Raw genomic sequence first — 12,197 nt, forward strand, 5'->3', positions numbered from 1 at the left:
CTTCTGGGTGCCTTGGCAGGCGAGTGCAACCAGCGATTTCGACCGGTCACCTACGATGGACCTCGACTGAAGCCCGTGCGGTGTCACCCACGGGGTCCATCGATACCCACAGGGGAAATAGCGTGCTCTCGAAGTTGCTCCGTCTCGGTGAAGGCCGCATGGTCAAGCGCCTCAAGAAGGTCGCCGACTATGTCAATACCTTGTCCGACGACGTCGAGAAGCTCACCGACGAGGAGCTGCGGGCCAAGACCGACGAGTTCAAGAAGCGGGTCGCCGACGGCGAGGATCTCGACGACCTGCTGCCCGAGGCATTCGCGGTGGCCCGCGAGGCGGCCTGGCGGGTGCTGAACCAGCGGCACTTCGACGTCCAGGTCATGGGCGGCGCGGCCCTGCACTTCGGCAACGTCGCCGAGATGAAGACCGGTGAGGGCAAGACCCTGACCGCGGTGCTGCCGTCCTACCTCAACGCGCTCAGCGGCAAGGGCGTGCATGTCGTGACCGTCAACGACTACCTGGCCAAACGCGACAGCGAGTGGATGGGCCGCGTGCACCGCTTCCTGGGCCTCGACGTCGGCGTCATCCTGTCCGGGCTCACTCCCGAGGAACGCCGCGCGGCCTACGCCGCCGACATCACCTACGGCACCAACAACGAGTTCGGCTTCGACTACCTGCGCGACAACATGGCGCACTCGGTCGAGGACATGGTGCAGCGGGGCCACAACTTCGCGATCGTCGACGAGGTCGACTCGATCCTGATCGACGAGGCCCGCACGCCGCTGATCATCTCCGGCCCCGCCGACGGTGCCTCGAACTGGTACACCGAGTTCGCGCGCCTGGCTCCCCTGATGAAGAAGGACGTCCACTACGAGGTGGACATCAAGAAGCGCACCATCGGCGTGCACGAGGTCGGCGTCGAGTTCGTCGAAGACCAGCTCGGTATCGAGAACCTGTACGAAGCCGCGAACTCACCGCTGGTCAGCTACCTCAACAACGCGCTCAAGGCCAAGGAGCTGTTCGAGCGCGACAAGGAGTACATCGTCCGCGACGGCGAGGTGCTGATCGTCGACGAGTTCACGGGCCGCGTGCTGCTGGGCCGCCGCTACAACGAGGGCATGCACCAGGCCATCGAGGCCAAGGAACATGTCGAGATCAAGGCCGAGAACCAGACCCTGGCCACGATCACGCTGCAGAACTACTTCCGGCTCTACGACAAGCTCTCGGGCATGACCGGTACGGCCGAGACCGAGGCCGCCGAGCTGCACGAGATCTACAAGCTGGGCGTGGTGCCGATCCCGACCAACAAGCCGATGATCCGCGCCGACCAGTCCGACCTGATCTACAAGACCGAGGAAGCCAAGTACATCGCCGTCGTCGACGATGTCGCCGAACGCTACGAGAAGGGCCAGCCGGTCCTGATCGGCACGACCAGCGTCGAGCGTTCCGAGTACCTGTCGCGGCAGTTCACCAAGCGCAAGATCCCGCACAACGTGCTCAACGCGAAGTACCACGAGCAGGAGGCGAACATCATCGCCGAGGCCGGCCGGCTCGGCGCCATCACGGTCGCCACCAACATGGCAGGCCGTGGTACCGACATCGTGCTCGGCGGCAACGTCGACTTCCTGGCCGACAAGCGCCTGCGCGAGCAGGGCTTGGATCCGGTGGAGACGCCGGAAGAATACGAGGCGGCCTGGGAGGACACCCTCAAGGCCATCAAGGCCGAGGCAGGCAAGGAAGCCGAGAAGGTGGTCGAGGCCGGTGGGCTCTACGTCCTCGGCACCGAACGCCACGAGTCCCGTCGTATCGACAACCAGCTGCGCGGCCGCTCGGGTCGCCAGGGCGACCCGGGCGAATCCCGCTTCTATCTGTCGCTGGGGGACGAGTTGATGCGCCGGTTCAACGGCGCGACGCTGGAGTCGCTGCTGACCCGGCTCAACCTGCCCGACGACGTGCCGATCGAGGCCAAGATGGTCACGCGCGCCATCAAGAGCGCGCAGACGCAGGTCGAGCAGCAGAACTTCGAGGTCCGCAAGAACGTCCTCAAGTACGACGAGGTGATGAACCAGCAGCGCAAGGTCATCTACAAGGAACGCCGGATGATCCTGGAGGGCGAGAACCTTCAGAAGCAGGCGCACGACATGCTGGTCGACGTCATCACGGCATACGTCGACGGCGCCACCGCCGAGGGCTACGCCGAGGACTGGGATCTGGCCAAGCTCTGGGACGCGCTCAAGACGCTGTACCCGGTGGGTATCGATCACCACGATCTGATCGACTCCGACGCGGTCGGCGAGCCGGGCGAGCTGACCCGCGACGAGCTGCTCGACGCATTGATCAAGGACGCCGAGCGGGCCTACGCCGAGCGCGAGAAGCAGCTCGAGGAGATCGCCGGCGAGGGGGCCATGCGTCAGCTCGAACGCAACGTGCTGCTCAACGTGATCGACCGCAAGTGGCGTGAGCACCTCTACGAGATGGATTACCTCAAGGAGGGCATCGGCCTGCGCGCGATGGCGCAGCGTGACCCTCTGGTCGAATACCAGCGCGAGGGCTACGACATGTTCGTGGCCATGCTCGACGGCCTCAAAGAGGAGTCGGTCGGCTTCCTGTTCAACGTCCAGGTCGAGGCCGCGCCGGCCCCGGCGGTGGCCCCGGTGGCCGCACCGCAGGGCCTCGCGGAGTTCGCCGCGGCCGCGGCGGCAAAGGCTTCCGAGGCGTCGGAGCCCGGTGCCGAGCCGGCCGCCGAGCCCGCGGCGGCGGTGGCCACCAAGGAGCGCCCGCCGGCCCTGCGCGCCAAGGGGATCGAGAACGAGTCGCCGCAGCTGACCTACACCGGTCCGTCCGAGGACGGCACCGCCGCGGTGCAGCGGTCGGGCAACGGTGGGGGCCGGCATGCGGCACCAGCGGGTGGCAGTCGGCGCGAGCGGCGCGAAGCTGCCCGGCGGCAGGCCAAGGCGGGCAAGCCCAGCAAGTCGCACCGTAAGGGCTAGCCGAGCTGCAGCGCGGTCAATTGCCAACGGGTGCCGTCGAATTCGACCCTGGCGGCGATGGCGCGGACGCGGGGACCGCGCGTGTAGGTGGCGAACACCTCGGCCGCCGCGGCCGTCTCGGCGGCCCGCAGGCGTACCCGCCGTAGCGTGGCCGTCGTCGCGTGCCGTGCGTGCGTGAACGCGACGACCACGTCGACAAGCGGTGGCCTCATCAACGGCCGCAGTTGGGCGGGCGGGCGGCGCCGGTCGACCACCTCCAGCACGCGGCGCAGCGCCATGTCGGCGAACTGCGTGGCGCCGGTGTGCGGCGGATGCTCGCGCGGTGGTTCGACCAACCGCAACCGGCGCGGATTGTGCCGGTGCAGGTTGGTCGGGGCCGGGCACAATTCCGGCGTGCCGAGCCGGTGCGGCGGCGGTTCGTAGTCGATCACCGGTGAGGTGATCGGCGGTTGCTCGGGCGTTTTCTCGGGCATGGGCACGGCAGACTCCAGCGGGTCACAGGACAGGACACATCTGCTGGAGAGGTGCAGATCACCCCATCCTCGCACGCCCCGGCAGCGCTGGGCGCAGCAATGCTGGGCGGTCGCGGTGTACCCGTGATGCGGGTTGACAGGGCTGACGGTTACCGTGACGGGGTTCAACGCGAGTGAAGGGGAGGTTGGCGCCGCATGGTGAGCAGGCTGTCGGCGTCCGACGCATCGTTTTTCCACCTGGAGAACTCCTCCACGCCGATGTACGTCGGTTCGCTGTCCATCCTGCGTAAGCCGCGCGCCGGGTTGAGTTACGAGACCCTGCTGGCGACCGTCGAACAGCGGTTGCCGCAGATCCCGCGGTACCGGCAGAAGGTCCGCGAGGTCACGTTGGGCCTGGCCCGCCCGGTGTGGGTGGACGACCCGGACTTCGACATCACCTACCACATCCGCCGCTCAGCGCTGCCGTCCCCGGGCAGTGACGCCCAGTTGCACGATCTGGTTGCCCGGCTGGGTTCCCGCCCGCTGGACCGCACCCGGCCGCTGTGGGAGATGTACCTGGTCGAAGGGCTCACCAAGAACCGGATCGCGATCTACACCAAGACGCATCAGGCGCTCGTGAACGGCATGACCGCACTCGAGATCGGCCACGTCATCGCCGACCGGACGCAGAAGCCGCCCGAGTTCGGGGAGGACATCTGGATCCCGGCGCGCGAGCCGAGTGACCGGCAGCTGGTGATGGGCGCGATAGGGGAGTGGATCACCCGCCCGACGAGCCAGCTCGCGGCCGTGCGCGACGCGGTGACCGAGCTTGCCACCAATTCCAGCGAGCTGGCCGCGGTCGGCCGCCGGGTCGCCGACGTGGCCCGTACCGTCGCGCGCGGCACCGCGCCGAGCAGCCCGCTCAACACGAGGGTTTCGCGCAATCGCCGGTTCTCGGTGGCCAACCACCGGCTTGAGGACTACCGGCTGGTGCGGGCGCGCTACGACTGCGACATCAACGACGTCGTACTCGCGGTCGTCGCCGGGGCGTTGCGCAACTGGCTGCTGTCCCGCGGCGAACCGGTGACCCCCAGCACGACGGTGCGTGCGATGGCGCCCATGTCGGTCTATCCCGACGCCGAACTCGACTCGACCGGGCCCGGCCAGGCCATCAGCGAGGTGTCGCCGTTCCTGGTGGATCTACCCGTCGGCGAGGGCAACCCCGTGGTGCGGCTGTCGCAGATCGCCCATGCCACCGAATCCCATTCCACCGCAGCCAGTCTGGTCGACGCCCGGACCATCGTGACGCTGTCGGGGTTCGCGCCGCCGACCTTGCACGCCATGGGGATCCGGGTCGCGACCGGCTTTTCGGCCCGGCTGTTCAACCTGTTGATCACCAACGTGCCCGGCGCGCAGAAACAGATGTACGTCGCGGGCACCAAGCTGCTGGAAACGTATGCGGTGCCGCCGCTGCTGCACAACCAGGTGCTGGCGATCGGTGTCACGTCCTACAACGGGATGCTGTACTACGGCATCAACGCCGACCGTGACGCCATGAGCGATGTCGACGTGGTTCCGAGCCTGCTGAGGGAGTCGCTCGACGAGGTGTTGGAAGCGGCGCGGTGAGCGGCCGAACCGGTGCCGGCAAACGTCACGCCTATTTGACCTGAGGCCCGACTCGCGGTCTGATGAATTCACCATGACCGCTGAGATACGAAAAAGTAGATCCGCCAAGAACACGCAAGAAGCCAAGAAAACAGAAAAAGCACTCAAGTCGCCGACCGGTGAAGTGGTGCCGCACCACCCCGTGCTCGACGTACCGGTCGAGCACAAGGCCTACACCCGCTCAGAGGGGCTCGACTGGGTGGTTTTCGGGGTCACGGCCCTGATCGCGTTCGGATTCCTGGTGTGGGGATTCGTCAGCACCGATTCGCTCGCATCGGCATCGACCAGCGCACTGGCGTGGGTGATGGACAAGACGGGTTGGCTGTTCGTCCTGACGGCATCGGGATTCGTGGTGTTCGTGGTGTGGCTTGCGATGAGCCGCTACGGCAACATCCCGCTGGGCCGCGACGACGAGGAACCGGAATTCCGCACCGTGTCGTGGATCGCGATGATGTTCAGTGCCGGTATGGGTATCGGCCTGATGTTCTTCGGGGTCTCCGAACCGCTGTCGCATTTCGCCACCCCGCCGCCGGGAACCGGACCGGCAGGAAATCCTGACGCGGCGCAGACCGCGATGGCCACCACGATGTTCCACTGGACCCTGCATCCGTGGGGCATCTACGCCGTCGTCGGCCTGGCCATCGCCTACGGGGTCTACCGCAAGGGCAGGCTGCAGCTGATCAGCGCGGCGTTCGAGCCGCTGCTGGGGGAGCGCGCCAACGGGCCGTGGGGCAAGGTCATCGACATGCTGGCGATCTTCGCCACGCTGTTCGGGTCGGCGGCCTCACTCGGCCTGGGTGCGTTGCAGATCCGCAGTGGTCTGCACATCGTGGCAGGCGTCGGGGAGACCGGAAACGCCATCCTGATCGTGATCATCTCGGTTCTCACCGTCGCGTTCGTGCTGTCGGCGGTGTCGGGTGTCGCCCGCGGCATCCAGTGGCTGTCCAACATCAACATGGTCCTGGCCGTCACCCTTGCGTTTTTCATCTTCGTGGTCGGGCCGACCGTTTTCATGTTCAACCTGGTGCCCACGTCCATCGGCAGTTACGTGCAAGATCTGGCGATGATGTCGGCCCGCACCGGGGCCGAAGGGCCGGATGTCAACGCGTGGCTGCAGACCTGGACCATCTTCTACTGGGCGTGGTGGATCTCCTGGACCCCGTTCGTCGGCATGTTCATCGCCCGCATCTCACGGGGGCGCACCATCCGGCAGTTCGTCGCGGGTGTGCTGTTGGTGCCGAGTGTGGTGTCGCTGATCTGGTTCTGCGTCTTCGGCGGCGCGGCCATCCACGAGCAGCAGAACGGTGTGGACCTGGCCGGGGAGGGCAGCGTCGAACAGCAGCTGTTCAGCCTGCTCGACCAGTATCCGCTCGCGACGGTGGCAAGCATCCTGGTGATGCTGCTGGTGGCAATCTTCTTCGTGTCGGGTGCCGACGCCGCGTCGATCGTGATGGGCTCGCTGTCCGAGCGGGGCACCATCAAGCCGACGCGGCCGACGGTCATCTTCTGGGGTGTCGCGACCGGTGCGGTCGCGGCGGTCATGTTGCTGGTGGGCGGCGCCGACGCGCTCAACGGCCTGCAGACCATCACGATCATCGCCGCGCTGCCGTTCGTGGTGGTCATGATCGGGCTCGCGGTCGCGTTGGTGCGCGATCTGCGCAGTGACCCGCTGGTGGTGCGGCGGCGCTACGCGGTCGAAGCCGTCAACGACGCGGTGGTCGCGGGCGTGACGCAGCACGGTGACGATTTCGTGATCGCGGTCGAGAAGGATCCAGGCGCCGACAAAACCACGGACGGCTAATCTCGCGGGGTGCGTGTGTACATCCCGACGACCCTGGCCGCCCTGCAGCAACTCGTCGACGACCGGTCGTTGCGGGTGGTGAACGGGACGGCCTTTGCGGTCACCCCGACGCTGCGGGAGGCTTACTCCCACGGCGACGACGACGAGCTCGCCGAGGTCGCGTTGCGCGATGCCGCGCTGGCATCGCTGCGCCTGATCGCGACGGGCGGGCCGTCCGAGCTGCAGCCGCGGCGGGCCGTGGTGGTGGCCGATGCGGACGGTGTCACCGCGCGCCCGGACCTGGACGACGCCGTGGTGCGGCTGTCCGGCCCGGTGCCCATCGATGCGGTGGTCGCCGTCTACGTCGACAACGCCGATGCCGAGCCGGCTGTGCTGGCCGCGGTCGACGTCGTCGACGAAGCGGATCTGGGCGACGAGGATGCCGAGCTCACCGTCGGGGACGCGCAAGATCACGACCTGGCGTGGTACGCGCCGCAAGAGCTGCCGTTCCTGCTCGAGCTGCTCTGACCCGCTACGAGACAAGGGGATTCCGTTGCGGAATCTGCACATCATCGCGGCCCTCTCACTGATGCTCGCCGGCGTCGGATGTTCGCCCGGCGGCGACAGACCCGGAGCGACGAGTGCGCCACCACCGGCCGGATCGAGCCCGTCGGCGCGGACCCCCGGCCCGGGCGGCGACAACGCCGCGGCCGATGGCGATCCGGCGCCCGCGCCGGTGGAGTTCCGCAACGTGCGGATCTTCGACGGCCGCAGCGCCACCCTCTCGGCGCCGTCGAATGTCCTGGTGAAGGGCAACCGCATCGACAAGATCTCGACCGAGCCACTGCCGCCCGAGCCCGGCGCCACGGTCATCGACGGGGGCGGCCGCACGTTGATGCCCGGGCTCATCGACAACCACTGGCACACCATGCTCGTGCGCCCGCCGGTGACCCAGCTGACGACCTTGGATCCCGGATACCTGAACCTGTTGGCGGGCGCCGAGGCCACCGACACGTTGATGCGTGGCTTCACCACGGTCCGCGATCTCGGCGGTCCGAGTTTCGGCCTCAAGCGCGCCATCGACGAGGGCGTCATCGACGGCCCGCGCATCTTCCCGTCGGGCGCCATCATCACGGTCACGAGCGGGCACGGAGATTTCCGGACACCCGCGGACCTGCCGCGCAATCCCGGTGGGAACCTGTCGCATCAGGAGGAACTCGGTGCCGCAATGGTCGCCGACAGCCCAGACGAGGTGCGGATGCGCACGCGCGAGCAGTTGTTTCAGGGCGCGTCGCAGATCAAACTGACCGCGGGCGGCGGGGTGTCGTCGCCGCACAGCCCGCTCGACGTCACGACGTTCACCGAACCCGAGCTGCGGGCGGCCACCGAGGCCGCCGCAAACTGGGGCACGTATGTGACGGTGCACGCGTACACGCCGCAGACCATCCAGCAGGCGATCCGTGCCGGTGTGATGTGCGTCGAGCACGCGCACCTGATGGACGAGGCGACGGCAAAAGAGATGGCGGACAACAACATCTGGCTGAGTACTCAGCCCATCCCGGCCGAGATGATCGGCGCGTTCCCGCCGGGCTCCGATGAGGCCGCCAAGGCCAAGGAAATCGTCGACGGTGTCGCGAACGTCTATCAGTTGGCCCGCAAGTACAAGCTCAAGACGGCGTTCGGCACCGACATCCTGTTCTCGCCGCAACTCGCGCCCAAGCAGGGGGCGCTGCTGGCGGGGCTCGGCAGGTGGTTCTCGCCCGCCGAGACGTTGACGATGGCGACCGCCACCAACGGCGAACTGCTGGCGATGTCGGGCAAGCGCAGCCCGTACCCCGGGAAGCTCGGGGTGGTGGAGCAGGGCGCGCTGGCCGACCTGCTGCTGGTGGACGGGGATCCGCTGAGCAATCTGCAGCTGATCGCCGACCCGGGCCGCAACTTCAAGATCATCATGAAGGACGGAAAGGTGTACAAGAACACCCTGCCGGCGTAGCCCTGCCTCCGTAAGCTCAAGTCAGTACCGTTGATCAGGACCGTGGACTAGCTACGGCACCGTAGGTTACGGTACCGTAGGTTCCCGTGGCCAAGAACTACATCAAGGTCTCGGCCAATGTGGCCGACACCGTCCGACCCACAGTCGCAGGCGCCAAGCAGCGACCGGGTTGGCATGCGCTCCGGACCATCGCGGGACGGATCACCACACCGCTGCTGCCCGACGACTACCTGAAGCTGGCCAACCCGCTGTGGTCGGCCCGCGAGCTGCGCGGCCGCGTGCTGGAGGTCCGGCAGGAGACCGAGGATTCCGCCACGCTGGTGATCAAGCCGGGCTGGGGTTTCTCGTTCGACTACGAACCCGGCCAGTACGTCGGCATCGGTGTCCTGCTCGAGGGGCGCTGGCGCTGGCGGTCGTACTCGCTGACCTCGCCCGCCGAGAAGGGCTCTGCGGGCGGCCCGCGCACCATCACCATCACGGTCAAGGCCATGCCAGAGGGCTTCCTGTCCTCGCATCTGGTCAACGGGCTGGCGCCGGGCACCATCGTGCGGTTGGCCGCTCCGCAGGGCAATTTCGTCATGCCCGACCCGGCGCCCGCCTCGGTGATGTTCTTGACTGCGGGCTCTGGCATCACCCCGGTGATCTCGATGCTGCGTACCCTGGTGCGTCGCGATCAGATCACCGATATCGTCCACTTGCACTCGGCGCCAACGGAATCCGACATGCTGTTCGCCGAGGAACTGGCGGGGCTGGAGAAGTCCCATCCGGGCTACCGGCTACAGTTGCGCACCACACGGACCCAGGGCCGGCTCGACCTGTCCCGGCTGGCCGACGTGGTCGCAGACTGGCGGGACCGCCAGACCTGGGCGTGCGGGCCCGAAGGCATGCTCAACGACGCCGAAAAGGTGTGGGCAGGCGCGGGAATCCCGGACAATCTGCACCTGGAGCGGTTCGCGGTGTCGCGCGCCGCGCCACATGGTGCTGGCGGCACTGTGACCTTCGAGCGCAGCGGCAAGGAGATCGAGGTCGATGGCGCCACGCCGTTGATGGATGCAGGGGAGCAGGTCGGAATCCGGATGCCGTTCGGCTGCCGGATGGGCATCTGCCAATCCTGCGTCGTGGGTCTGGTCGACGGGCACGTGCGTGACTTGCGCACGGGCGTCGAACACGACCCGGGAACCCGGATTCAGACGTGCGTCTCGGCTGCTTCCGGCGACTGTGTACTGGACGTTTAGGTTTTACTGACTGGTAACCTACGCATTCGTAGGTTACGCTACCGTAGGTAGACGAGAGGAGGCTGACGATGGCTATCACCGACGTTCCCGCGTTCGCGCATCTGACCGATGCCGATATCGAGAACCTGGGCATCGAGCTCGATGCGATCCGTCAGGACATCGAAGACTCCCGCGGGGAGCGCGATGCGCGCTACATCCGCCGCACCATCGCCGCCCAGCGCGCCCTTGAGGTGTCCGGCCGGCTGATGTTGGCGGCCAGCTCGCGCCGCTCTGCCTGGTGGGCGGGCACCGTGACTTTGGGCGTGGCCAAGATCATCGAGAACATGGAGATCGGCCACAACGTCATGCACGGCCAGTGGGATTGGATGAACGATCCCGAGATCCACTCCTCGTCGTGGGAGTGGGACATGAGCGGGGCGTCCAAGCACTGGCGCTTCACCCACAACTTCATGCATCACAAGTACACGAACATCCTGGGCATGGACGACGATGTGGGCTACGGGCTCATCCGCGTCACGCGTGATCAGAAGTGGAAGCCGTTCAACCTGCTCAACCTGTTCTACAACACCATGTTGTGCACGTTGTTCGAATGGGGCGTGGGGCTGCAGCACCTGGAGCTCGGCAAGATCTTCAAGGGCCGCGACGATCGCAAGGCCACGTTGATCCGGGTCAAGGAGTTCGGCATCAAGGCGGGCCACCAGGTCGCCAAGGACTACGTGGTGTTCCCCGCGCTGACGTCGCTTTCGCCGGGAGCGACCTACAAGTCGACGCTCAAGGCCAACGCGGTGGCCAACATCATTCGCAACGTGTGGGCCAACGCCGTGATCTTCTGCGGTCATTTCCCCGACGGCGCAGAGAAATTCACCAAGACCGACATGGTCGGCGAGAGCCGCGGTCACTGGTATCTGCGGCAGATGCTGGGCAGCGCGAACTTCGAGAACGGGCCGGTGCTGCGGTTCATGAGCGGCAACCTGTGCCACCAGATCGAGCACCACCTGTACCCGGATCTGCCGAGCAACCGGCTCTACGAGATCTCGATCCGCGTCCGGGCGCTGTGCGACAAGTACGACCTGCCCTACACCACGGGATCGTTCCTGGTGCAGTACGGCAAGGCGTGGCGGACCATCGCCAAGCTGTCGCTGCCGGACCGGTTCCTGCGCGACACCGCCGACGATGCGCCCGAGACCCACAGCGAGCGGATGTTCGATCAGCTCGAGGGTGGTTACGGCATCACCGATCCCGTCACCGGGCGGCGGCGCGGTCTCAAGGCCGCGATGACGTCGGTGCGGGAGTGGCGCCGCGAGCGCACCGCGGCCAAGCGGGTTGCCAAGCGCGCCGCATAATTTCACCTCGAACGTGGGCTTGTGCCGAATCCGGCGCAAGCCCACGTTTTGTCGGTACCGAACCACTGCCACCGGAAGTTGGACCGGACTGTTCGGATTACAGTGAGGTGTGCCGTCCGAACAGGAGTCCACGACGCGGCCGCGGTTGACGTCGCGGGGCGTGGCGACCCGCAATCGCATCGTGGTGGCCGCGGCCGAGTTGATGTATGTGAAAGGCGTCGCGGCAACGACCATCGACGAGGTGCTGGCCGCCGGCGCAGCCAGCAAGTCGCAGTTCTACCAGCACTTCGACGACAAGTCGGAATTGGTGTACGAGGTCATCACGCTGCGTGCGGACGAGATCCTGTCCTGGCAGCGGCTGCGGCTGGAGAAGGTCGACACGCTGCGCGGTTTGGAACAGTGGCGAGACGCCATGGTCCAACGGTGCACCCTGCGCCGTGGCCTGTGGGGATGTGAGCTCGGCTCGCTCGCGGCCGAACTGTCCGACAGCGACGACAAGGCCCGCGTGTCGTTGGCCGAGCACTTCGCGCAGTGGCGGGATCTTCTGGCGGCGGCTCTGGAGCGCATCCGCGACGGCGGCGCGTTGCGCGCTGACATCGACGCGAAGGGGCTCGCCACCGGGTTGCTGGCTGCGGTCGAGGGCGGCTATCTGCTGTCGCAGACCGCCCACGACCCGCGCCTCATGCAGTCCTCACTCAATATGGCGATCGACCACATCAAGTCGTATCAGACTGTCTGACAATCG

The 12,197-nt window shown here is 66.8% G+C and carries 9 protein-coding genes; 8 read left to right on the forward strand and 1 reads right to left on the reverse strand.

The genetic code is table 11. The features are described from left to right. The first annotated feature begins 122 nt into the window (after nt 1–122). Nucleotides 123–2,984, forward strand: coding sequence for a preprotein translocase subunit SecA (gene secA, locus G6N67_RS23605; protein WP_036428419.1), 2,862 nt, complete (start codon nt 123–125; stop codon nt 2,982–2,984). Here the strand turns inward: secA and G6N67_RS23610 are convergent. Beyond that, the gene (locus tag G6N67_RS23610) at nt 2,981–3,457 is read right to left on the reverse strand and encodes an Rv3235 family protein (protein ID WP_036428417.1); all 477 of its coding nucleotides are present in this window, start codon (nt 3,455–3,457) and stop codon (nt 2,981–2,983) included. The genes secA and G6N67_RS23610 overlap by 4 nt on opposite strands. A gap of 195 nt (nt 3,458–3,652) precedes the next feature. Between G6N67_RS23610 and G6N67_RS23615 the strand changes: the two genes are divergently transcribed. The 7 genes from G6N67_RS23615 to G6N67_RS23645 all read left to right on the forward strand — a co-directional run bounded on the left by G6N67_RS23615 (nt 3,653) and on the right by G6N67_RS23645 (nt 12,191). After that, nucleotides 3,653–5,062, forward strand: a complete 1,410-nt coding sequence (locus G6N67_RS23615; RefSeq protein ID WP_036428415.1) for a WS/DGAT/MGAT family O-acyltransferase — start codon at nt 3,653–3,655, stop codon at nt 5,060–5,062. A gap of 73 nt (nt 5,063–5,135) precedes the next feature. Continuing rightward, nucleotides 5,136–6,902 carry a BCCT family transporter gene (locus G6N67_RS23620; RefSeq protein WP_036428413.1) on the forward strand — a complete coding sequence of 589 codons (1,767 nt, stop codon included), beginning with the start codon at nt 5,136–5,138 and terminating at the stop codon, nt 6,900–6,902. Between the two features lie 9 nt (nt 6,903–6,911). Then, entirely contained in the window at nt 6,912–7,409 is a 498-nt protein-coding gene (locus G6N67_RS23625; RefSeq protein WP_036428411.1) for a DUF6912 family protein, read from the forward strand. A 25-nt stretch (nt 7,410–7,434) separates the two neighbouring features. Beyond that, on the forward strand, nt 7,435–8,874 hold the full coding sequence (locus tag G6N67_RS23630) for a metal-dependent hydrolase family protein (protein ID WP_235684057.1): 1,440 nt from the start codon (nt 7,435–7,437) through the stop codon (nt 8,872–8,874). 86 nt (nt 8,875–8,960) lie between these two features. Then, on the forward strand, nt 8,961–10,109 hold the full coding sequence (locus G6N67_RS23635; protein WP_036428409.1) for a ferredoxin reductase: 1,149 nt from the start codon (nt 8,961–8,963) through the stop codon (nt 10,107–10,109). A gap of 68 nt (nt 10,110–10,177) precedes the next feature. Then, entirely contained in the window at nt 10,178–11,452 is a 1,275-nt protein-coding gene (locus G6N67_RS23640; RefSeq protein WP_036428407.1) for a fatty acid desaturase family protein, read from the forward strand. A 109-nt stretch (nt 11,453–11,561) separates the two neighbouring features. Then, nucleotides 11,562–12,191 (forward strand): TetR/AcrR family transcriptional regulator, encoded by a 630-nt coding sequence (locus G6N67_RS23645; RefSeq protein WP_036428405.1) that lies wholly within the window; start codon nt 11,562–11,564, stop codon nt 12,189–12,191. Nucleotides 12,192–12,197 lie beyond the last annotated feature (6 nt).

The sequence above is a fragment of the Mycolicibacterium mageritense genome (assembly GCF_010727475.1).
Lineage (GTDB): Bacteria > Actinomycetota > Actinomycetes > Mycobacteriales > Mycobacteriaceae > Mycobacterium > Mycobacterium mageritense.